This window comes from Vagococcus sp., assembly GCF_036639995.1.
Classification (GTDB): domain Bacteria; phylum Bacillota; class Bacilli; order Lactobacillales; family Vagococcaceae; genus Vagococcus.
Window position 1 is genome coordinate 60,675 of record NZ_JAVWHO010000002.1, and the last position, 24,193, is coordinate 84,867.

Genomic DNA, 24,193 nt, shown 5'->3' on the forward strand with positions numbered 1-24,193 from the left:
TAAACGCGATCGTTTTCCTAGCCTCTTTTTTGAAGGTGAGTAATAATGATAAAAATAAAAAATACACCGTTCAATCAAGAAAAAATGGCGTCTCTTTTGACTAAAGAGACGGAATTAATTGTTGATTATTTGGTAAGTAGGTACAACGAAAAAGTAACACTTCGCGATATTAAAAGAGCTTTTCCTAATATTGAATCGATGGACCGATTGATTGATGAACTCGTTAGTTTTGACTTGTTGACACGCAGTAAAAGGACGTATTCTTTTGCGGGTAACATTGTAACTAAAGATGTTCAAGATGAAGTGATAGATAAGGTGACTCAATATCTTTCTAAAAAGGAGTCTGAAATTTTTTCCGTTATGAATGACGAGTTAGCTAAAATAGATTTTAATAACCGACAATTAGTTGTTTTATATCAATTGTTTTCAGATGGAGTATTCGAGAAAGATTCAATCTATCCAGAAACTGAATTTTCAAAACGATGTCTTTCTTTACCTACTAGATATACTGAAGTGTCTGGAAAAAAAGACCGTTTTTTTACAATGGCGACTCGAGAACCTTTTTATGCACATAATTTATCTGATTACTTTAACTTTCTATCTTTGAATAGAGATGATTTACCAGAAGAGTTTTTAAAAACAAGAAGAAAAATAGGTGATGTCAACTCACTTTATTTTATGAATTATTGTGAACGAAAGTTAAGACGCTTGGAAAAGGGGAAAGTCATCTCAACTATAAAACCAGATATTTTTATGGAAGTTCTTTATAATATGAAATATTGTTTAGTTGAAGATGAGCAATATTCTTTTAATATAGTTCGTATTAAGGATACCTGTTTAAGTTCTCTGACAAAAATACAAGAACAACTAGTTAATGAAATTAATCTAGTCAATTTCGATGAAGAAGAAAAGAAGTTTATGGTGAATGTTCTGTTTTTCCAATGGCTAGTCTCACAAAATCTAATTGATCCAACGCAAACCTGTCATGGTGTGTTATAATTAGGCATAAATATTGGCATTCTAGTATTTCTTTAATACAATAGTTATGAGAAGAGGGATACGAATGTTTAAGAAAATATATGATATTAACAAATTAAAAGAAGAAATAACGGCTTCAGAATTGTGTTTTGTTTATTTTGGTCAACCAAATTGTAGTGTTTGTCATGGACTTAAACCTCAAATTGACCATAAGTTATCTGAGTTTAAAGAGGAGATAACTTTTTTAGAAGTAAACACATTTGATATTCCTGAAGTTGCCGGTGAGTATTCAATTATGACGGTTCCAGTTGTTTTATTATTTGTTGATGGTAAAGAATATTTAAGACAAGCAAGATTTGTTCCAGTTCAAAATCTGTATGAACAAACTAAAAAAATTGTTGATGGATTAAACAAAGTAAAACTATTTAAGAGGTGAAATTAATGAAAAAATTCTTTTCAGTCCTTGTTTTTCTAGTTATAGCAGCAGGTGGTGGTTACTTTATTTACAATGAATATATGCAAACAAAAGCACCAGATGTAGTTGCGACAGATACAGGAAAAATAAAAGTAAATGAGTTGGACTCAGCAGAGTACGCTAAAATTGATAAAGAAACAAAAAAATTGGCTGAAGAATATAAGTATGTTGAAACCTTTGAGTCTTTTGACGAGTTAGAAGGTTTTCAAAAGGATGAAACCTATCAAATTGACAAATATCCAGATAAAACATTGTACTTAGTAACTGCATCTAAGCAAAAAGATGGTAGTGTTGTCGGTGTTTTCACTGATAAGAACTAGAGGTAAGGCAAGTGTCTTAACCTCTTTTTTCATGTTTTTTTTAATTGTTTGACAACTGTGATAAAATAGAAAAGAACAACACTTAAGGAGCGAACTGATGGAATTAATAACTTATACAATAAAAGAAAAAAAAGGAAGATTAGATAAGGTTTTAACAGAAGCTTTTTCAGAATTTTCAAGATCTCAAATTCAAGCTTGGTTAAAAGATGACCGAGTGACAGTCAACGGAGAGGTCACAAGAGCAAACTACAAGGTGAAAGAAAATGACTATATTGAAATTGATAGACCCGAGCCGCAAGTAATTAAAGCAGTAGCACAAGACATACCTTTAGATATTGTTTTTGAAGATGATGATGTTATGATTATCAATAAACCACAAGGAATGGTAGTTCATCCCTCAGCAGGACATCCAGACGGCACTCTTGTTAATGCGCTAATGTTTCATAGTCACTCTTTATCAACTATTAATGATGTTATCAGACCAGGAATTGTCCACCGAATTGATAAAGACACATCAGGTCTTTTAATGGTTGCTAAAAATGATGAAGCTCATCTTTACTTGGCTGAACAATTAAAAGAAAGAAAAGCTTTACGAAAATATATCGCTTTAGTACATGGCGATATTCCTCATGAAAAAGGTGTGATTAATGCACCAATTGGAAGAAGTAAAGATAATCGTCAAAAGCAAGCAATTGTAAAAGACGGTAAACCGGCCATCACTAATTTTGAAGTAATTGAACGTTTTGGTGATTTCACATTAGTGGAGTGTCAACTTGAAACTGGACGTACACATCAAATTCGTGTTCATATGAATTATATTGAATTCCCAATTGCAGGAGATCCTTTATATGGACCTAAGAAATCACTTAAAGGAAATGGTCAATTTTTACATGCTAAAACATTAGGTTTTGAACATCCTAAAACACATGAATTAATGACTTTTACTAGTGAGCTGCCAGAAATTTTCCAAGAAACGTTAAAAGAATTACGAAAAAATGTTGCAAATTAATCCTTATTAAGGTAGTATTATTTGTAGAAAATAAATAGAAGTCCTTTAAGAATAGTCCAGAGAGGCTAAGAAGGGAAATTAACTTATTTTAGGATATATAATATCCTGACATAGGCTAATTATTTTGATGTAATCAAATTCCCTCTTATCCTTTTAAGGATAGGAGTTTTTTTATTGGATTTTTTAGGAGGAAGTCAAATGTCTGAAAAGGAAATTATCGATAAAATGACAATGAGTAGAGCTTTAACAAGAATTACTTATGAGATAATTGAGCGTCATAAAGGAATTGATGATATTGTTCTAATAGGTATTAAAACACGAGGCATTTACTTAGCAAAAAGAATTTCAGAAAGATTAAAACAACTAGAAGGTAAAGAAATTCCTGTTGGGGAATTAGATATTACTTTATACCGAGATGATAAACATGAAGCAAAACATGATGACCCAACAATCAATGGAACAAATGTTTCATTTCCTATAGAAAATAAAGAAGTTATTTTAGTGGATGATGTCATTTTTACTGGAAGAACCATACGCGCGGCTTTAGATGCTATTATGGATATTGGTAGACCTGATAAAATATCATTAGCCGTTTTAGTAGATCGTGGACATAGAGAACTTCCAATTAGAGCTGATTATGTTGGGAAAAATATTCCAACATCAAAATCTGAACAAATTATTGTCGCTGTCGAAGAAGTTGATGGAAACGATGGTATTTTAATAAAAAAAGAAAATTAAATAAGCTTTTTAATCGAGTACAGAGAGACTGGGAAAAGCGACTTAGACATTAAGAAAGAGGGGTATTGTATTCTGAATTTCTTGTCTATTTTCGTACGCCTCGTTTCTATATATTAGATACGAGGATTTTTTATTATAAAGGAGAGAAAAAATGAGTAAAGAATTTAGAAATCCAGACGCAGTGTTGGATATTAAAGATAAACCGCAAGGAATTAAATGGTTAGGGTTAAGCTTACAACACTTGTTCACGATGTTTGGTGCGACAGTTTTAGTTCCCATATTAGTTGGCATTAACCCTGGTATAGCACTTTTCAGTTCAGGGCTTGGAACACTTGTTTATTTATTTGTAACAAAAGGAAAAATACCTGCTTATCTAGGAAGCAGTTTTGCATTTATTGCGGCAATGCAAATGTTAATGAAAGATGCAGGATACCCGGCAATTGCATTAGGAGCCGTAACAACAGGGATGGTTTATGTGATTGTTTCAATCATAGTGAAAAAAGTAGGCTCTGCTTGGTTAGATAGACTGTTACCCCCCATAGTGGTTGGGCCTGTTGTTATGGTAATTGGTTTAGGTCTTGCCGCAAATGCAGCCAACCAAGCAATGTTTCAACAATTACCAAATGGTGAACAGTTATACAACGTGAAATACATAGCAGTAGCTTTGTTGACATTGATGTTAACAATAATGTTTAACATGTATTTGAAAGGTTTTCTAGGATTAATTCCGATACTTTTGGGCATTGTTTGTGGATATGTTCTAGCGCTGATTTTTGGAATTGTTGATGTAGCTCCTATAAGAGAAGCGGCCTGGTTTGCGGTACCAAATTTTCAAGTTCCATTTGTGACATACTCGCCTAAACTCTATATAACAGCAATTGTCACTATGGCACCGATTGCTTTTGTAACGATGACTGAGCACATTGGTCACTTGATGGTGTTGAATAAATTAACTAAACGTAATTTTTATGAAGATCCAGGATTGAACAAGACGTTAATGGGAGATGGTTTAGCACAAATAGTTGCTGGTCTAGTCGGAGGACCTCCAGTAACAAGTTACGGGGAAAATATAGGCGTTCTTGCAATTACTCGCGTTCATAGTGTGTTTGTTATTGGTGGTGCAGCAGTTCTAGCAATGGTATTAGGGTTTGTTGGGAAATTAACAGCAATTATCCAAAGTATTCCAGGGCCAGTTATTGCAGGGATTAGCTTTATCTTATTCGGAGTAATAGCGTCAAGTGGATTGAAGATTTTAATTGACAACAACATTGATTTTAATAAAAAACGTAATTTGTTGATTGCTTCAGTTATCTTAGTTGTGGGAATTGGCGGACTGACTTTTCAAGCAGGTCCAGTTGCTGTATCTGGAATGGCACTAGCAACACTCTTTGGTATTATACTAAATGTTGTTTTACCAGAGAATGCTAAAAGTGAAATGGAGTAGCTAAAACAAATTTCGAGGAGGAACATCATGATAATTACATCTGAAAGAATTAGTTTGAAACACCTTTTAACAGCTGAGTCTTTAAATGACCAAGAAGTGATGGCCTTAATAAAAAGAGCGCAACAATTAAAAAAAGGAGAGTCACCTGAGCTAAAAAAAAAACAATACTTTGTTGCTAACTTATTTTTTGAAAATAGTACGAGAACACATAAAAGTTTTGAAATTGCTGAAAAAAAACTAGGTATTGATGTGATTGAATTTGATGCTAAAGCAAGCTCTGTTTCTAAAGGTGAGTCCCTTTATGACACTGTACTAACAATGGCTGCAATTGGTGTTCATGCATGTGTGATACGGCATACCGAAGAAGAATATTATAATCAGTTGATTCAAAGTAAGACAATTACAACATCAATAATAAATAGTGGAGACGGGAGCGGCAATCATCCAACGCAATGCCTTCTTGACTTACTAACAATTTATGAAGAATTTGGTACATTTGAAAATTTAAATATTGCTATTTGTGGCGATTTAACTCATTCAAGAGTGGCAAACTCTAATATGAAAATGTTAAGACGCTTAGGCGCTAATCTTTATTTTTGTGGACCTGATGAATGGTATAACCAAAAGTACGAAGCCTATGGAGAATTCTTACCAATAGATACAATTGTTTCAAAAGTAGATGTGATGATGATGCTAAGAGTACAACATGAAAGACACGCTGGAGAAGAATTATTTTCTAAAGAAAAATATCATGATGAATACGGATTGACAAATGAGAGAGCTGAAACGATGGCACCTCGTAGTATAATTATGCATCCTGCTCCAGTTAATCGGGATGTTGAATTATCAAGTGATTTAGTCGAATCATATCAATCAAGAATTACTGAGCAAATGACAAATGGTGTTTTTATGAGAATGGCGATTTTAGAAGCAATATTACATGGAAAAGCATAGGAGGATTTGATGAAAACATTAATTAAAAATGGCTACATAGTTGAAGATAATAATGAATTGAACCAAGTTGATATTTGGATAGAAGATAAAAAAGTGAAAGCAAAAGGACTATTTGAAAATGAGATAATTAATTTTGATACAGTGATAGATGCTAAGGGTGGTTTAATAACACCTGGTTTGGTTGATGTTCACGTGCACTTTAGAGAACCTGGATTCGAGTATAAAGAAACAATTGAAACAGGGAGTCACTCAGCGGCAAAAGGAGGATTTACTACAGTGTGCGCAATGCCAAACTTAAATCCTGTTCCTGATACAAAAGAAAAAATGGCAATGGTTAATCAACTTATAAAAAAAGATAGTGTTGTAAAAATTAAACAATATGCGCCTATTACTAAAGAGTTAAAAAGTGATGAATTGGTGGATTTTAAAGCGTTAAAGAAAGAAAATGCTTTTGCTTTTACAAATGACGGAGTGGGTGTGCAAACTGCGAGTGTGATGTATCTCGCAATGAAAGAAGCAGCAAAGTTAAAAATGGCAATTGTTGCTCATACAGAGGACGAGTCCTTACTTTTTGGTGGGGTAATGCATCAAGGTAAAACAGCAGAAAAACTGGGTTTACCGGGTATAATGAGTGCCGCAGAATCCTCTCAAATTGCTAGAGATGTTCTTTTAGCTAAGGAGACAGGTGCTCACTATCACGTTTGTCATGTGTCAACAAAAGAAAGTGTAGAAGTTATTAGACAAGCAAAAAAACAAGGGATTCACGTGACTTGCGAAGTTTGCCCTCATCATCTGATCTTAAATGATGGAGATATTACAAAAGATCACGGCTCCTTCAAAATGAATCCACCACTTAGAGGAACTGAAGATCAACAAGCTTTAATTAATGGCTTGCTAGATGGCACGATAGATTGTATTGCCACAGATCATGCACCACACAGTCATGAAGAAAAAAATCAAAGTATGTTACATTCGCCTTTTGGGATTATAGGAAGTGAAACAGCTTTCCAATTGATGTATACACATTTTGTTAAGACGAAACGTTTTACTTTAAAACAAGTAGTCGATTGGATGACCAAGGCACCGTCTGAGATATTTAGTTTGAAAACAGGAACGCTGAATATTGGTAGTTACGCGGACATAGCGATTTTTGATATTGAAAACGAGATAACAATTAAGGATAGTTTTGCTTCAAAATCAAGTAACACGCCTTTTATAGGAGAAAGAGTTATAGGAGAAACATTGTATACGTTCGTTGATGGGGAAATAGTTTGGCATAAGGGAGAGTAAAGAATGAAACGATTACTGATTTTAGAAGATGGTACTTATTTTGAAGGAGAAAGTTTTGGAGCACCACATATCGGAACAGGTGAAGTTGTTTTTACAACAGGGATGAGTGGTTATCAAGAAGTTTTAACAGATCCAAGCTTTAAAGGGCAAATGATTTTATTTACATATCCAACGATTGGAAATTATGGTATTAATCGAGATGATTTTGAATCAATGGAACCATCTTGTAGTGGAGTAATTGTTAAAGATTATGCAAGAGTTGCATCTAACTGGCGAAGTCAAATGACGTTAGATGAGTTTCTAAAAAATAAAAAGATTCCAGGAATTTCAGGCATTGATACTCGAGCTCTTACAAGGAAAATTAGGGAGAGTGGAACAATTAAAGGAAGCATAACCAATGTTGTTGAAGATTTAGAGCATGAATATGATCAATTACGTGCAATTGTTCTACCAAAAAATCAAGTACAGAGAGTTTCAACAACTCGTGCATTTAATGTGCCAGGCACAGGTAAAAGCGTAGTAGTAGTTGATTTTGGCATGAAACAAAGTATTTTAAGAGAACTAGTTTCAAGAAAATGTAGTGTGACAGTTGTTCCCTATAATTATACGTCAGATCAAATACTAGCCTTAGCGCCTGATGGTGTCTTGTTATCAAACGGACCTGGAGACCCCAAAGACGTTCAGGGAGCAACAAGAATGATTCGTGAATTACAAGGTAAGCTACCAATTTTTGGTATTTGTTTAGGGCATCAACTGTTGAGCTTAGCTAATGGAGCAGATACCTTTAAATTAAAATACGGACATAGAGGAAGCAATCATCCGGTCAAAGAAATTGCCTCAAATAATATTTATTTTACTTCTCAAAATCATGGATATGCCGTATCACGAGATAGTATAGATACAACAGAATTAATGATGACTCATATTGAAATAAACGATGAAACAGTTGAGGGAATTAAACATAAAAAGTATCCATCTTTTTCAGTTCAATTTCATCCAGATGCTGCACCAGGGCCACATGATGCGGTGTCTTTGTTTGATGAGTTTATTGAGTTAATGGATAATTGGGGGAGAAAAAATGCCGAAAAGAACAGATATTAATAAAATACTAGTTATTGGTTCAGGGCCAATTATCATTGGTCAGGCTGCAGAGTTTGACTATGCTGGAACTCAGGCGTGCCTTGCTTTAAAAGAAGAAGGATACGAGGTTATTCTGATAAATTCCAATCCAGCAACGATTATGACAGACAAAGAAATTGCTGATAAAGTTTATATTGAACCAATCACATTAGAATTTGTTTCTAAGATATTAAGAAAAGAACGTCCAGATGCTATTTTACCTACATTAGGTGGTCAAACAGGATTAAATATGGCGATGGCATTATCTAAAAGCGGTATTTTAGAGGAACTAAAGGTTGAACTTTTAGGAACTAAACTTGATGCAATCGATAAAGCAGAAGATAGAGATTTGTTTAAACAATTGATGGAAGAGTTGGGAGAACCGATACCAGAGAGTGTGATTGTTAACAATGTGAATGAAGCGATAGCTTTTGCTAATGAAATTGGTTATCCATTGATTGTTCGTCCTGCTTTTACACTTGGAGGAACTGGAGGAGGCATGTGTGAGGATGAAGCAACGTTAATTGAAATAACAAAAAACGGCTTGCACTTATCTCCTGCAACTCAGTGCTTAATTGAAAAAAGCATTGCAGGGTTTAAAGAAATTGAATTTGAAGTAATGAGAGATTCTCAAGACAATGCAATTGTTGTTTGCCATATGGAAAATTTTGATCCAGTAGGTATTCATACAGGAGACTCAATTGTATTTGCACCATGTCAAACACTCTCAGATGTTGAAATTCAGCTTCTTAGAGATGCGTCATTAAAAATAATTAAGGCGCTAAAAATTGAGGGAGGATGTAATGTACAATTAGCCCTTGATCCGATGAGCTTTAAGTATTACGTTATTGAAGTTAACCCAAGAGTCAGTCGCTCATCCGCACTTGCTAGTAAGGCGACAGGTTTTCCTATTGCAAAACTCGCTGCAAAAATAGCTGTTGGTTTAACGCTTGATGAAGTGAAAAATCCCGTTACAAAAAACACGTATTCAATGTTTGAACCAACATTAGATTATGTGGTAACAAAAATTCCAAGATGGGCATTTGATAAATTTGAAAAAGGAAATCGACTATTAAGTACGCAGATGAAAGCAACAGGAGAGGTTATGTCACTTGGTAGAACAATTGAGGAATCTCTTTTAAAAGCTGTCCGTTCTCTAGAAATTGGTGCGTTTCATATAGAGTTAGAAGAGTTAAGTCATCTAAGTGATGATGACATTATGTATGGCATGACTCATGCACAAGACGACCGGTTATTTTATGTTTCAGAAGCTATCAGACGACACTTTTCGATTTACGATATTGCTCAGTTTACAAAAATTGATGTTTTCTTTTTAGATAAAATATTACATGTTATTGAAATTGAAGAGGAGTTGAAAGAACATACTTGGAGTTTTGATACATTAAAAAAAGCCAAATCTTATGGTATTTCCGATCAATTCATTGCTAAAAGTTGGAAAGTCACCGAACAAGAAATTTACAATAAAAGAAAAGAATTACAACTTTTTCCTGTGTATAAAATGGTTGACACGTGTGCAGCAGAATTTGAATCTAAAACACCGTATTTCTATGGTACTTACGAAATAGAAAATGAAAGTATTAAAACTGAGAAAGAGTCTATCCTTGTATTAGGATCTGGACCGATTAGAATTGGTCAAGGCGTTGAGTTTGATTATGCAACGGTTCATTCAGTAAGAGCAATTCAAGAGGCAGGTTTTGAAGCGATTATTATGAATAGTAATCCAGAAACAGTATCAACGGACTTTTCAATTTCAGATAAACTATATTTTGAACCTCTAACATTAGAAGACGCTATGCACGTGATTGAGTTGGAACAACCTAAAGGGGTTATCGTCCAGTTTGGCGGGCAAACAGCAATAAACTTAGCAGAAGGATTATCACGACGCGGAGTAACTATCATTGGGACAACCATTGAAGATTTGGATAGAGCTGAAAATCGCGATAAATTTGAGCAAGCCTTGAAGGAATTAAATATTTCTCAACCAAAGGGCGCAACGGCAACTAATACAATAGAGGCTATCAAAATAGCTGAATCGATTAATTATCCAGTACTTGTTCGACCAAGTTATGTTTTAGGCGGTCGTGCTATGGAAATTGTTTGGAGCACCGAAGACTTGAAGCGTTATATGAAAGAAGCGGTAAAGGCATCCCCAGAGCATCCTGTTTTAATTGATCGATATCTGGTTGGTACTGAATGCGAAGTAGACGCCATTTGTGACGGAGAAAGTGTTCTTATTCCAGGTATCATGGAGCACATTGAGCGGGCTGGTGTACATTCAGGCGATTCGATGGCTGTCTATCCTCCTCAAAATCTTTCGGAAGTCGTGATTGATAAAATAATTGATTATACTAAAAAATTAGCTCTAGGCTTGAATTGTAAAGGAATGATGAATGTTCAATTTATTGCTCAAGATGAGGAAGTTTACGTGATAGAAGTTAATCCAAGAGCAAGTAGAACAGCGCCTTTCTTGAGTAAAGTAACAGGTATTCCAATGGCGCAAGTGGCTACTAAATGTATATTAGGTCAACGTTTAAATGAATTAGGATATGGTGATGGATTGTACCAAGAATCAGGTTATGTTCATATTAAAGCACCTGTGTTCTCATTTGCAAAACTACATGATGTAGATACTCAACTTGGACCTGAAATGAAATCAACAGGTGAAGTTATGGGGACAGATGTTACGCTTGAAAAAGCACTATACAAAGCTTTTGAAGCTAGTGGCATGCATTTACCTGACTATGGTTCTGTGTTATTTACAGTAGCAGATGAAACAAAAGATGAAGCCTTAGCTTTAGCTAAACGATTTAGCGATATTGGTTATGGATTAATTGCGACAGAAGGAACAGGAGAATTTTTGAAGAATAATAATTTAGAAGTTAAAATTGTGTCAAAAATAAATTCTGAAGAAAACTTAGATGTTTTGGATACTATTCGTTTAGGCCATACGCAGCTTGTTATTAATACAACAGGAAATGATAATAAACATGAGTCAGATGGGTTTAAAATTAGAAGAGTTTCAGTTGAAAATGGTGTGCCATTAATGACATCTCTTGATACAGCTGATGCAATTTTGAAAGTATTGGAAGATCGGAGTTTTTCAGCTATCGCATTATAAACAACAAAAGGAGAGGGAATATGAAACAAGAAATGATGCTTATTAAGAATCAACGTGAAATTTCAAAAAATATATTCGAATTAACTTTACAAGGTGAATTGGTGCAAGAGATGAATCAGCCTGGTCAATTTATTCATATTCGTGTTCCTCGTTCTGATTTATTGTTAAGAAGACCTATTAGTTTGGCGAGCATTTCTAAAACAGAAAAAATATGTAAAGTTATTTACAGAACTGAAGGAGACGGAACGAAATCTTTAAGCCAATTGAAGGTCGATGACAGAGTTGACGTTTTAGGACCACTAGGCAATGGATTTAAAATTGATTTTATTAAAGAAAATGATGTCGTATTTATTGTTGGTGGTGGGATTGGTGTCCCACCTCTTTATGAATTATGTAAACAGTTAGCTAAAAAGAACGCTAAATTAATAATTTTAAATGGTTTTTCTGATAAAAAAACTATTTTTTATGAGAAAGAATTTTCAGATTTGGGTGTATTGATGTTAGCAACTGATGATGGCTCGTATGCTCAAAAAGGGCATGTGGGACATTTAATAGAGAAGGCATTAAAAGTACATCCTGAACCAGCTGCCATTTATTCTTGTGGACCTAAAGCACTTCTTCGTACAGTAGAGAAACAGTTTGAAGGACATCCTCATGTATATTTATCTATGGAAGAAAGAATGGCGTGTGGAATTGGAGCTTGCTATGCATGTGTCTGTCAATCTAAAAGGGACGAATCGGTTAATTTGAAAGTTTGCGATGAAGGTCCAGTATTCCAATCAGGAGAGGTGGTTATATGAGCAGATTAAGCGTCAAATTACCAGGTTTAGAGTTGAAAAATCCAATTATGCCTGCAAGTGGTTGTTTTGGATTTGGAGATGAGTTTAGCCAATATTATGATTTGAGTTTGTTAGGATCAATCATGGTTAAAGCAACAACTCTAGAAAAAAGATACGGAAATCCAGCACCACGCGTTGCGGAAACGCCAAGTGGAATGTTAAATGCAATTGGTTTGCAAAATCCTGGCTTAGAAACAATTATGACTAATCAACTACCTTCACTTGAAAAATATGATTTACCTATTATTGCTAATGTGGCGGGTTCTTCTGAGGAAGAATATGTTGCGGTATGCGCCAAAATTGGAGATGCTCCTAATGTTAAAGCAATTGAGCTAAATATTTCTTGTCCTAACGTAAAAGAGGGCGGTATTGCTTTTGGGACAAGTGCTGAGGTTGCTGCAAGTTTAACAAGAGCAGTAAAAAAAGTTGCAAAAGTTCCCGTGTATGTTAAATTGTCACCCAATGTTACTAACATTGTCCCAATTGCTAAAGCAGTTGAAGAAGCTGGAGCAGATGGTATTACGATGATTAACACGCTTCTTGGTATGCGAATTGACTTAAAAACAAGACAACCTATCTTGGCTAATGGTACTGGTGGCCTTTCAGGTCCAGGAATAAAACCAGTAGCTATTCGTATGATTCATGAAGTTACTCAGGCAGTTGATATTCCCGTTATTGGTATGGGTGGTGTAACTACTGTGGATGATGTAATTGAAATGTTTTTAGCAGGAGCAAGTGCTGTTGCTGTAGGAACAATGAATTTTACAGATCCATTTATTTGCCCTAAATTGATCGATGCTTTACCTGAAAAAATGGATGAGCTTGGAATTAGTAGTATTGAGGAACTTATCAAAGAAGTAAAGGAGAATCGTTAATGAATCGACCAATTATTGCTTTGGATTTCCCGAGTAAATTAGAAGTGACCAATTTTTTAGGTCTCTTTCCTAAAAATGAATCCCTTTTTCTTAAAGTAGGTATGGAACTATTCTATAAAGAAGGACCTAGTATTGTAGAGGAATTAATTGCTTCTGGTCATGATATCTTCCTAGATTTAAAACTACATGATATTCCAAATACGGTTTACTCTGCAATGAGGAATATTGCAGAATTGGGAGTAAAAGTAACAAATGTCCATGCTGCAGGTGGAAAAGAAATGATGAAAGCAGCTTTTGAAGGGCTAGCTGATGGAACTAAAGAGGGGCATTCTATTCCAGAGTTGATTGCAGTAACACAATTAACATCAACAAGTGAAAGACAAATGAATGAGGACCAGTTAATTTCAGTAAGTTTAAAAGAAAGTGTAGCTCATTATGCCAAAATTACAGAAGAAGCAGGTCTTGATGGTGTTGTTTGTTCTGCTCAAGAAGTAGCGCTTATTAAAGAAGCGACAAATCAGTCATTTGTTTGTTTGACACCTGGAATCAGATTAAAAGATGGTGAAGTTGGAGATCAAAAAAGAGTAATGACTCCTGAAGAAGCAAGAAAAATAGGTTCTACGTATATTGTGGTTGGACGTCCAATTACTAAATCAAACTCGCCTTATCAAAGTTACTTAGAAATCAAAAAAGAATGGTTAGGGGAAGATTAAATGAAAGAAATTGCAGAGCAACTATTAGAAATAAAGGCTGTGACACTGAGACCTAATGACCCGTTCACATGGGCAAGTGGTATAAAAAGCCCGATTTATTGCGATAATCGATTAACCATGAGTTTTCCAAAGGTTAGAAAAAAAATCACTAAAGCTCTGGCAACAAAAATTAGAGAAACTTATCCTGAAGTGGAAGTTATCGCAGGTACAGCAACAGCCGGTATTCCTCACGCTGCCTGGGTTGCTGAAGAGCTAAATCTACCCATGGTATATATTCGAGGAAAAGCGAAAGATCACGGTAAGAAAAATCAAATTGAAGGTCAAATTAGTTTGAATCAAAAAATGGTAGTTATTGAAGATTTGATTTCAACAGGTGGTAGTGCAATTGACGCGTGTGTCGCTGCAACAAAAGAGGGAGCGAACATTTTAGGTGTGGCAGCAATATTTACTTATGAGTTACCTAAAGGAATAGATAATTTTAAAAATGCTAATCTTTCTTTTTTAACATTAACTAATTACAGTGAGTTAATAGAAGTAGCAGTTAATAAATCGTTTATTTCAAAGTCAGATGTAACATTATTAAATAGATGGAAAATAAATCCAGAAGACTGGCAAAATTAAATAACTTGATAGAAAAGATTGAAGTGTAAAAAACTTTAATCTTTTCTTGTTTTTCAACTAGTAAATAAGGTGATTTGATTTATAATGGAATGAGATAACAAAAAGAGAGGGTTGAGTAAATGAATAAAAGGGTTATGGTGACAGTTTTAAGTGGTATGGGGATATTACTGGGAAGTGCTTCACTCGGTGTTTTTAGTACATATGCAACTGAAACAAAAACATCTGATAGCACATTTAATTCAAGTGTAGTAGTTGAAAAGAGTACTTCAAGTGAATTAATCACAGAATCATCTCAAACTCAAAAGACGGAAACAAAAGAAAGTTCATCAGAAAAAACTGAAAAATCCATTGAAAGAATATCAACTAAGGAAACATTAGAAAGTAAACGCTACGTTTCTTTTAAAGATGAAAATGTTAAAGTTTTTAAAACGGTTGAGTTAAAAGAAATGGTTCCCCTTAACGAGTTGAAAGAGGTTGTAATCGAAACTCTTGAGAAGACAATCATTAATGAAAAAAACTATTATTTTTTAACAAATAGTCAAGGAAAAGAATTAGGACTTGTTGAAGAATCGCAAATTAATTTACATGAAAATATCTACACTGAAAAAACAGAATTAAATAAATATGTTAGTTTAAAAGGTGAAAAGACAGCTGTTTACAAAGAATTAGATTTAGGATTAACTGAAGCAAATGATTTTGTACTAGGTCAAACTTTTTTAGCGAAAGAGCAATTTAAACATCTTAATGGGAAAATATATTACTCATTAATTAATTCAAAGGAAGAATTAGTTGGTTATGTTGAAAGTGAAAATGTAACAATTGCTGAAACCAAAGGTGGCGTGTATCAAAGTTTCGGTAAGTATGTTACTGTTACCAATTCTACAAGCTCTACTTATTCTAATTTTGATGAACAAATTCGTCAATCAACGAGCAAGCTGGAAAAAGAAACCTTCCAAGCAAGAGGGAAATATCATCACTTTGATGGTAGTTTGTACTACTCGATATTTGATAAGAACAACAAATGGCAAGGATATATTCAAGAAAAAGATGTGGCAGTAGCTGATGGTAAACAGGGCGTTTATCAAAACTTCAATAAGCATGTAATTGTTAAAAGTAAAAACTATTCTATTTGGCAAAATTTTAGTTGGAAGAAGAAATATGATAGTAGTAAATTTTATCAACGTACCTTTTTAGTTAAAGGAGAATATCACCATTTTAATGGAGATATTTATTATTCATTGTATGATAGTAACGGTACTTGGTATGGATACATTAACAAGAATGGAACAACTTCAACAAATGAAGAACAGGGAATGTATGTTTCTTATGGCAAATATGTCACAATAAAAAATAGTAACGGTAACTCGTGGAGTAATTTTAAATGGAATAAACGTCAGGAATTAAAAAATTTATCTGGACAAACATTTTTAGCAAAAGGTATTTATTACCATGTCAATGGCGATGACTATGTTTCGATTTATGATAGAAATAATAAGTGGTATGGTTATGTTAATAAAAAATTTGTAACAGTAGCTGACGGTAGACAGGGTGGTTATCAAAATTTAAGTAAATACGTTACGATTACTAAAAGCAATTATAGTCTTTGGCGAAATTTTTCTTGGAAAGAATTAGGTCGTAGTCAAAGTGTGTATCACCAAACATTTTTAGCAAAAGGCAAATATCAACACTTTAATGGTGATACTTACTATTCATTATATGACAATAAAGGGAAATGGTACGGCTATATTAATGCTACAGGAACCACAGTAGCTGATGGTGCTCAAGGCATTTATCAAGGATATGGTAAGAAGGTTACAGTTACAAAGAGAAATTATACAATGTGGTCCAGTTTTTCATGGCAAAAAAGACATAATACATCATCATTTATGAACCAACAATTTACAGCACGAGGCAAATATCGTCATTTTAATGGCTCAACTTATTTAACTCTTTATGACAATAAAGGTAAGTGGTATGGTTATTTAAATGAAGATGCTGTTTCAATTGATGCTGAAAAATTAGCAAGAGTTCAACGATTATTAGATTCTAAATATCGCTCACCTAATTTTGGAATTTATGTAACAAGTTTAGCAGATGGTTCAGTTGCATCCGTGAATGGTACTAAGACTTTTACAGCAGCAAGTACTGGAAAATTACCTGCTATGTATTACACTCAAAAAATGATTAATCAAAAACAAAAGGATCCAAATAAATTGTATCAATATAAAGATGCGATTAATCAAATGCCAATATATTCTTATATGCGTGGTGGCGCTGGTATCTTACAAGGAAAACCTTATGGAAGTTATTATTCTCTAGATACAATGTTAAATTGGACAGCGAAGTATTCTGATAATCAAGGGGCAAATTTCTTAGGTTATTATGGTGCTAATCAATATGAACAAAAAATGAGAAACGAAATATCTCAAATTATTGGACGAACATGGGTATCACCTTTCCAAGTATCAGCTAAAGAAAATGCACTTTTAATTAGTGCAATGTACCGACAAGGTGGACAAGTAATGAGCTATATGCAAAACACAGTATTTGATAATCAACGAATTCCTAAATATTTACCAGTTAAAGTTGCACATAAAATTGGAGATGTGGGAAGTTACACACATGATATTGGTGTTGTTTATGCTAATAGTCCTTATGTTTTATCTGTGATGACACAAAACGGAACATCATACGAAACAATTTCAGTCTTATCAAAAGAAATTTACGACATTATGAAATAATAAAAAAACAACGATTTTTCAAATTTGAAAGATCGTTGTTTTTTATTTATCTAATTACTACAGCTCGTTTTTCGTTGGCAAAATATGAATACTGTAATGATTTTTCATTAATCCAATAACCGCCAAGTTTGTTAGGATCAGAAATATGATACTGATTTGTTTGACTATTGTACCCATCTAAAGTAACGACATGTGCATTTTCAAGTCCGATCCCCCAAGCATATCTGTAATATTCTGATTTTTGTTCAAAGTTTAAAGTAACATATAGGACTATTGGGTTACCGTTAGTCAGTTCTTTACTAAGTTGTGTTAGTGACGAACCAGAAATATCGTGAGCATTTCCTTTAGAATACTGATTAGCCCATTTTGTTAATGGTTTAGGGAAAATTGAGTGATAAACACCGAATATATTTCCATATGGATCCCCAGAGAAACCGTTGTTAGGGTTATTGTTCTTAGAGCGTGGCATAACATCAATAAATGGGTGTAATGTATAATTTTTAGCGTAACCCTTCAAATGAAGTGCTTGAAGTAGACTAGCCGCTTCACATCCCATGTAAGCTTTTCTTCCATTCTTTTCTTCCATTTGATTATAAAAAGGAGCATTCAACATGACATAAGTTGAGTTACTTCCGTTAGCTTCCTTAACGCCAGTTCTATTTAGATAACCTTGCCACTTATTATTTTTATCATAAAGAGAGTAGTATGTTGAACCATTGAAATGTTCATATTTGTATTTAACAAGGTAAGGTTTGTTTATCATGTTAGTCGTTTTTCCACGAGTACTTGAAAAGTTAAAATTGTTCCAAGTGTCATAATTTTTACTGATTACACTAATATATTTATTTTGACGAATTGCAATTCCTGATCGTTCAGTTTCTTTTGTTGCACTTATATTTAAATAACCAAACCATGTGCCTTTGCTGTCATAAATAGAAAGATAGGTATCACCATTAAAATGTTTATAAATTCCTTTTGCTAGATACGTTTTTTCGTAAATATTTTTTGTTGAATTCTTCTTTTTCCAATTAAAATTTTGCCAAATTGAGTAATTTTGATTAGAAATAGAAACGTACTTGTTATAGTTTTGATAAATACCTTGACGACCATCAGATATATCAACTGCTGCTATGTTAACATAGCCATGCCATTTATTCTGATTGTCATATAATGAAACATAGTCATTACCATTCACATGATGGTAAACACCTTTAGCAAGAAACGTTTTAGTCGCTAATATCTTACCTTCTTCACGATACTTCCAATCAAAATTAGACCAAGTATTATAATTGGGATTTTTGAAAGTAACATATTTTCCAAAAGAATTGTATTTTCCCTGTGGTCCGTCAGTTAATGTTGTAGCATTTTTATTAACATAGCCATACCATTTATTATTTGTATCATAAAGTGAAAAATAAACATTACCGTTATGATGGTAATAAATTCCTTTTGCAATCATTGTTTTATTAACTATTTCATTTCCGTTTTGACGGAATTTCCAACCGAAATTAGACCAAGTATTGTAGTTTTTATTAGAAAAAGTGATGTATTTATTGTAATCATTATAAGATCCTTGAGAATTATCAGTTATTTTTACAGAATTTTGATTGATATAACCATACCAAATACCTTTGTTATCAAAGAGTGAAAGATAAATATTTCCATTAAAATGATGATATTTTCCTTTAGCAAAGAAAGTCTTATTAGCTAGAACATCTCCCGAAAATTTTGGTGTCCAATCAAAGTTCTGCCATGTCTGACTATTTGCTTCAGTAATGGTTGCATATTTGTCAAATGAATGATAAACACCACTTGAAGTTTCAGTTTCAGTTGCAGCATCTTCAAAAATATAACCTAGTTCTTTATTATCTTCATTAAAAATTTGATAAAGAAGCTTACCTGTGTGGTGTGTTATCACTTTTTTTGCTAAAACAGTTTGATTTAGTAAGTCGTTTGATGAAGCAATTATTTGTTCACCAGATTTATCGTAGATAGCTTGATCAGTTTTATTTAAAGAAAAATATTGTTGTATCTCTGAAAAATCTGTTTCTGGTTCACTTGAATCATTGTTGTCAACTGTTATCTTTTTGACATTATTACTTGTCGAACTAGTTGTTGGGGTAGTTCCTGTTGAACTAATCTCTATTGAATTAGATGTATCACTCACCAAATAATCAGTAGATTCACTAGTTGCAACAGAAGAATCTAAATTTTCTGTTGCAGAACTAATGGTAGGTATAGAAAAAAAACCAACAGATAATACTAATAAAACAAAACATTTATTTTTCATATTCATCCTCCTAAAATATTGCATACATTCCAATTATATCATTATTATTAGAAGTTTTGTTCAATAATTGTTATTTTATAATGTTTTGAAAAATAAAAAGAAAGAAAAATGAAATTAAAAGAAAATAACGAAGGAATTACAAACGTTCTTAAATGTAAATGTTAGAAGATACGTTATTTAGTACATTTCCATTGAAATTTAACTTAAATACTATTGTTATGTGCCTAAAAAATAACTCATGAATATACAAGGGATAAAAACGTGTTTTTTGATAAAAAAATTGAATATTAAATCACTAAATTGGTTCAAATGTGGTATTATATATGTATAAACAAGATTAAGGGAACGAAATATCTTTGTTTGTAGTTATGTGTTGGAAAGGGTGATAGTACAATTTATGAAAAGACAAGATTCAGAAATTTTTCACGAGCGTTCTTCTTGTAAAAAAAGCTTCGTGACAGGTGAAAACTTTAAGAGTCAAGACTGCTTAGGGGTTCATAAAATTGAAACAGATGAAAGAATAGAGTACGTTTTCCGCGTATGGGCACCAAATGCTTTAGAAGTATTTTTGGTGGGAGATTTTAATGAATGGGAAGACACACTTCCTATGTTATGTGATAAAGAAACTGGCATTTGGGAAATAACAACCAATTTACCAAATGAAATGGATTTATATAAATTCCATGTGACACAACAAAACGGAAGAAAAATAATGAAAATTGATCCGTTTTCAAAAATATTTGAAAAAAGGCCAGGAAATGCAAGTCGAGTTTATACTCAAGAAGAGAAGAAATGGAAAGATGGTTTGTATCGTGGTCGTAATAAACGAACCAACCATTTAAAACGTCCATTGAATATCTATGAAGTGCATACGAGTTCTTTTAAATATCATAAAAATGGAAACCCTTACACTTTTAAAGAGCTTACTGAAGAGTTAATTCCCTACTTACTAAAAATGAATTATACTCATGTTGAATTTATGCCTTTGATGGAACATCCACTAGATCAATCATGGGGTTATCAGCTCATTGGCTATTTTGCTTTATGTTCTTATTATGGGACACCAGAAGAATTTCAAGAGTTTGTAGAAGTGTGCCATTTAAATAATATTGGTGTTATTGTCGATTGGGTACCAGGGCATTTTTGTGTGAATGATGATGCGCTAGCTTATTATGATGGAACGCCACAATTTGAGTATGTGGACCCTCAACGGGCGGAAAATAGACGTTGGGGTTCAATTAATTTTGATTTAGGTAAACCTGAAGTACAGAGCTTTTTAATTTCAAGTATTCTTTATTGGGTAGAAACATTTCATATTGACGGAATTCGAGTTGATGCTGTATCAAGTATGATTTACCGAAATTATGATGATGGACCATTTACTTTAAATCATGAGGGTGGTTATACAAATTTAGAAGGCTATTATTTCTTACAAAAATTAAACGCTGTAATGAAAAATGAGCATCCTGAAGTAATGATGATTGCAGAAGAAAGTTCTTCGGAAACAAAAGTTACAGGAACGATTGAAGACTCCCTAGGATTTGACTACAAATGGAATATGGGCTGGATGAACGATATTCTACGATTCTATGAAATGGACCCATTGTTTAGAGGTGATAACTTCACATTAATGACATTTTCGTTTATGTATATGATGGAAGAACGATTTATTCTCCCGTTATCACATGACGAAGTGGTTCATGGTAAAAAAAGTTTAATGCATAAAATGTGGGGAGATCGGTACAAGCAGTTTGCTCAACTAAGAAATTTATACACTTATTTAATCACCCATCCAGGTAAAAAATTATTATTTATGGGTAGCGAGTGGGGACAATTTCTAGAATGGAAGTTTAATGAACAACTAGAGTGGGTTGACTTAGAAGATGACATGAATGAAAAGATGCAGCATTTTACCTCTGAGTTAAATAGATTTTACCGCGAATCGTCTTGTCTTTGGGAATTAGAAGAAACAAGAGAAACCATTGAAATCATTGACGCAGACAATCGAGATGAAACAGTACTTTCTTTTATTCGTCAAGGTAAGAAGAAAAAAGATTTTTATATTGTCGTTTTAAACATGACGCCAGTTGAAAGAAAAGACTTTCAAATAGGTGTTCCGTATGAAGGAATTTATGAAGAAGTATGGAATACTGAGATGGAAGAATTTGGTGGAACATGGGCAAAACACAACGAACCATGTGAAACAGAAAACAATGAATTTAAACAATTTGAACACTCTATCGAAACAACGGTTCCAGCCTTAGGTGCAATTATTTTGAAACCCGTTGATATTCGAATCAATCGCAAAAAATAGTGAGAACTTGAGAGGAGGATGATGAGGTTTTTAACTTCATCAGGTCAATATGAAAAAAGAAGTTTTAGCAATGATTTTAGCAGGCGGTAAAGGTTCTAGGTTAGGAAAGCTCACTCAAAGTATTGCCAAACCAGCTGTTCCATTTGGTGGCAGATACCGTATTATCGATTTCACTCTAAGTAATTGTATTAATTCAAATATTTCAAACGTAGGTGTCGTGACACAATATGAACCTTTGATCTTAAATTCCCATCTCGGAAATGGTGATAGTTGGGGATTAGATGGTATTAATTCAGATTTGACAGTTTTACAACCTTTCTCAGCAAATGATGGAAGTAAATGGTTTGAAGGAACAGCACATGCTATTTTCCAAAATATGGATTACATTGACAGAATGGACCCTGAATATGTTCTAGTACTTTCGGGTGATCATATTTACACAATGGACTATGAAAAAATGTTGGAAGCTCATAAAGAAAATAATGCTTCATTAACTGTATCGGTTATCGAAGTACCACTAAAAGAAGCTTCTCGTTTTGGGATTATGAATACTGACAAAAATAATCGAGTTATTGAGTTTGAAGAAAAACCAGAAAACCCTAAGAATAATTTAGCATCAATGGGAATTTACATTTTCAACTGGGCGTATTTAAGAGAATTCTTATTAACAACACATCAAAAAGATGGTGAAATGCTTGATTTTGGTAAACATATTATTCCTTCATATATTAATAGTGGAGAAAGAGTGTACGCTTATGGATTTGAAGGTTATTGGAAAGATGTAGGTACTGTTGAATCATTATGGGAAGCGAACATGGAATTCATTAGCCCAGACAACGAACTTAATATTCGTGATCGTAACTGGCGTATTACAACAAAACACCGTGTATCACCTCCTCAATTTTTAAATGAAGCAGCCACAGTTAGTGAATCACTAGTTGCTAGTGGAAGTTATGTGTCTGGAGATGTGGTTCATAGTATCATCTCAACGGATGCTCAAATTGGTGAAGGAGCTAAAATCACTGATAGTGTGATTATGCCAGGTGCAAGAGTGGGTAAAAATGCTGTTATCACAAAAGCAATTGTGGGTGAAAATGCAGTTGTTGGTGATAATGCGAGTATCGAGGGAGACGAAGAGGTTGCTGTTGTAGGCCATGCTGAAGTAATAGGAGTGTGTAATGATGAAGACTAATAAAACATGTGCGATTCTTGGAGATATTAATAAATTTGAAGGATTATTACCTTTAACATCTAGAAGACCTGTTTCTTTATTACCGTTTGATGGTATTTACCGAATGATTGATTTTAATTTATCAAATGTTATTGATGCAGATATTCATTCAATTTATATGATTTTCAATCAAGGAATGACCCAATCTGTTATTGATCATATTAGTAGTGGAAAAGAATGGAATTTAAGTAGTTTACCAAATCGTTATTTCATGCACTTTTTCCAAGGATTTGAAGCTGAAAAATCTGTTGATGAACATTATTACGATGCCATTATTGAATACGTTGAAAAATCAGATTCAGAATTTACAGTATTTATTGGAAATAAGATGCTTTGCAATCTTGATTTAGGTGAAGTGCTTAATATACATAAATTACACAGAGAAGACGTTACAGTTGTTTACAAAAAAATGCCAAAAGAACAAGTTGCTCAAGGGGATATTTTACTTGATGTTGCTGAAAATGGTAATGTGAAGGATTTAACTGTTTTTGATTCTTCTGCTAAAATAGATGATACAGAAAATTTATTCATGAATATTTTTATTGTAAAATCAGATTGGTTAGTTGAAGAGTTGAAACAAGGAAAAGCAATGGATGATGCCATTAGAATTGAAAATATTTTAAGAGACACAATGAAAACTAAAAAAACATGGGCTTTTGAATATACTGGTTATTTAAGTAATATCCATGATATTAAATCATACTATGATGCTAACATGGAAATGCTCGAATCAGGAAAATTCTTGTCACTGCTCCACTCTAGTAAGAAAATTTACATGAAAAATATTAACGGTGTGCCTACTTATTATTCGGCTAATAGTAAAGTAACGAATAGTCAACTTGCAGCAGGATGTTTAGTATATGGTAATGTTGATCGATCAATATTCTCTTCTAAATCAATTGTAAGAGAAAATGCAGTTGTGTCTAACTCTATTATTATGGCGAAATCTGAAATTAAGAGAGATGCTCGTGTTGAGTATGCTATTTTAGATAAAAATGTCGTTATAGAAGAGGGCGTTCGTGTTATCGGTACACCGGAAAATCCAATTGTGGTACAAAAAAATGTTCATGTAGTTGAAGATTTAATTCAAATGGAGGAATAAT

19 protein-coding genes are annotated in these 24,193 nt (G+C 33.4%); 18 read left to right on the forward strand and 1 reads right to left on the reverse strand.

What is annotated here, in order from left to right; all coding sequences use genetic code 11:
• Window positions 1-45: 45 nt before the first annotated feature.
• The 15 genes from RR554_RS01705 to RR554_RS01775 all read left to right on the forward strand — a co-directional run bounded on the left by RR554_RS01705 (window position 46) and on the right by RR554_RS01775 (window position 17,255).
• Window positions 46-999: a DUF1803 domain-containing protein gene (locus RR554_RS01705; RefSeq protein ID WP_332462574.1), complete on the forward strand. Its 954-nt coding sequence runs from the start codon at window positions 46-48 to the stop codon at window positions 997-999.
• A gap of 64 nt (window positions 1,000-1,063) precedes the next feature.
• On the forward strand, window positions 1,064-1,414 hold the full coding sequence (locus tag RR554_RS01710; RefSeq protein WP_332467295.1) for a thioredoxin family protein: 351 nt from the start codon (window positions 1,064-1,066) through the stop codon (window positions 1,412-1,414).
• Between the two features lie 5 nt (window positions 1,415-1,419).
• Window positions 1,420-1,773, forward strand: a complete 354-nt coding sequence (locus tag RR554_RS01715; RefSeq protein WP_332462576.1) for a hypothetical protein — start codon at window positions 1,420-1,422, stop codon at window positions 1,771-1,773.
• 97 nt (window positions 1,774-1,870) lie between these two features.
• Window positions 1,871-2,782 carry an RluA family pseudouridine synthase gene (locus tag RR554_RS01720; RefSeq protein WP_443081311.1) on the forward strand — a complete coding sequence of 304 codons (912 nt, stop codon included), beginning with the start codon at window positions 1,871-1,873 and terminating at the stop codon, window positions 2,780-2,782.
• Window positions 2,783-2,980: 198 nt separating this feature from the next.
• Window positions 2,981-3,520 carry a bifunctional pyr operon transcriptional regulator/uracil phosphoribosyltransferase PyrR gene (gene pyrR, locus RR554_RS01725; RefSeq protein WP_332462577.1) on the forward strand — a complete coding sequence of 180 codons (540 nt, stop codon included), beginning with the start codon at window positions 2,981-2,983 and terminating at the stop codon, window positions 3,518-3,520.
• Between the two features lie 151 nt (window positions 3,521-3,671).
• Entirely contained in the window at window positions 3,672-4,964 is a 1,293-nt protein-coding gene (locus tag RR554_RS01730; RefSeq protein ID WP_332462578.1) for a solute carrier family 23 protein, read from the forward strand.
• A gap of 27 nt (window positions 4,965-4,991) precedes the next feature.
• On the forward strand, window positions 4,992-5,918 hold the full coding sequence (locus RR554_RS01735; RefSeq protein ID WP_332467296.1) for an aspartate carbamoyltransferase catalytic subunit: 927 nt from the start codon (window positions 4,992-4,994) through the stop codon (window positions 5,916-5,918).
• 9 nt (window positions 5,919-5,927) lie between these two features.
• Window positions 5,928-7,208, forward strand: coding sequence for a dihydroorotase (locus tag RR554_RS01740; protein WP_332462580.1), 1,281 nt, complete (start codon window positions 5,928-5,930; stop codon window positions 7,206-7,208).
• 3 nt (window positions 7,209-7,211) lie between these two features.
• Window positions 7,212-8,309: a carbamoyl phosphate synthase small subunit gene (locus RR554_RS01745; RefSeq protein ID WP_332462581.1), complete on the forward strand. Its 1,098-nt coding sequence runs from the start codon at window positions 7,212-7,214 to the stop codon at window positions 8,307-8,309.
• Entirely contained in the window at window positions 8,287-11,466 is a 3,180-nt protein-coding gene (gene carB, locus RR554_RS01750; RefSeq protein WP_332467297.1) for a carbamoyl-phosphate synthase large subunit, read from the forward strand. Before RR554_RS01745 ends, carB begins: the two co-directional genes overlap by 23 nt.
• 20 nt (window positions 11,467-11,486) lie before the next feature.
• Window positions 11,487-12,266: a dihydroorotate dehydrogenase electron transfer subunit gene (locus RR554_RS01755; protein WP_332467298.1), complete on the forward strand. Its 780-nt coding sequence runs from the start codon at window positions 11,487-11,489 to the stop codon at window positions 12,264-12,266.
• Entirely contained in the window at window positions 12,263-13,180 is a 918-nt protein-coding gene (locus tag RR554_RS01760) for a dihydroorotate dehydrogenase (RefSeq protein ID WP_332467300.1), read from the forward strand. The genes RR554_RS01755 and RR554_RS01760 overlap by 4 nt, the downstream gene beginning before the upstream one ends.
• Window positions 13,180-13,893, forward strand: a complete 714-nt coding sequence (pyrF, locus tag RR554_RS01765) for an orotidine-5'-phosphate decarboxylase (protein ID WP_332462585.1) — start codon at window positions 13,180-13,182, stop codon at window positions 13,891-13,893. Before RR554_RS01760 ends, pyrF begins: the two co-directional genes overlap by 1 nt.
• Complete coding sequence (gene pyrE, locus RR554_RS01770) at window positions 13,894-14,514, forward strand: orotate phosphoribosyltransferase (protein ID WP_332467301.1); 621 nt, start codon at window positions 13,894-13,896, stop codon at window positions 14,512-14,514.
• A gap of 119 nt (window positions 14,515-14,633) precedes the next feature.
• Window positions 14,634-17,255 (forward strand): serine hydrolase, encoded by a 2,622-nt coding sequence (locus tag RR554_RS01775; RefSeq protein WP_332462587.1) that lies wholly within the window; start codon window positions 14,634-14,636, stop codon window positions 17,253-17,255.
• A 46-nt stretch (window positions 17,256-17,301) separates the two neighbouring features.
• On the opposite strand, the gene RR554_RS01780 is transcribed toward RR554_RS01775, so the two are convergent.
• Window positions 17,302-19,545: a C39 family peptidase gene (locus RR554_RS01780; RefSeq protein WP_332467302.1), complete on the reverse strand. Its 2,244-nt coding sequence runs from the start codon at window positions 19,543-19,545 to the stop codon at window positions 17,302-17,304.
• Between the two features lie 397 nt (window positions 19,546-19,942).
• Here RR554_RS01780 and glgB point away from each other — a divergent pair, with 397 nt between their 5' ends.
• The 3 genes from glgB to glgD are packed head-to-tail and all read left to right on the forward strand — an operon-like array spanning window position 19,943 to window position 24,192.
• Window positions 19,943-21,859: a 1,4-alpha-glucan branching protein GlgB gene (glgB, locus tag RR554_RS01785; protein WP_332467303.1), complete on the forward strand. Its 1,917-nt coding sequence runs from the start codon at window positions 19,943-19,945 to the stop codon at window positions 21,857-21,859.
• A 49-nt stretch (window positions 21,860-21,908) separates the two neighbouring features.
• The gene (locus tag RR554_RS01790; RefSeq protein ID WP_332462590.1) at window positions 21,909-23,051 is read left to right on the forward strand and encodes a glucose-1-phosphate adenylyltransferase; all 1,143 of its coding nucleotides are present in this window, start codon (window positions 21,909-21,911) and stop codon (window positions 23,049-23,051) included.
• Entirely contained in the window at window positions 23,041-24,192 is a 1,152-nt protein-coding gene (gene glgD / locus RR554_RS01795) for a glucose-1-phosphate adenylyltransferase subunit GlgD (protein ID WP_332462591.1), read from the forward strand. The genes RR554_RS01790 and glgD overlap by 11 nt, the downstream gene beginning before the upstream one ends.
• The last annotated feature ends 1 nt before the right edge of the window (window position 24,193 follow it).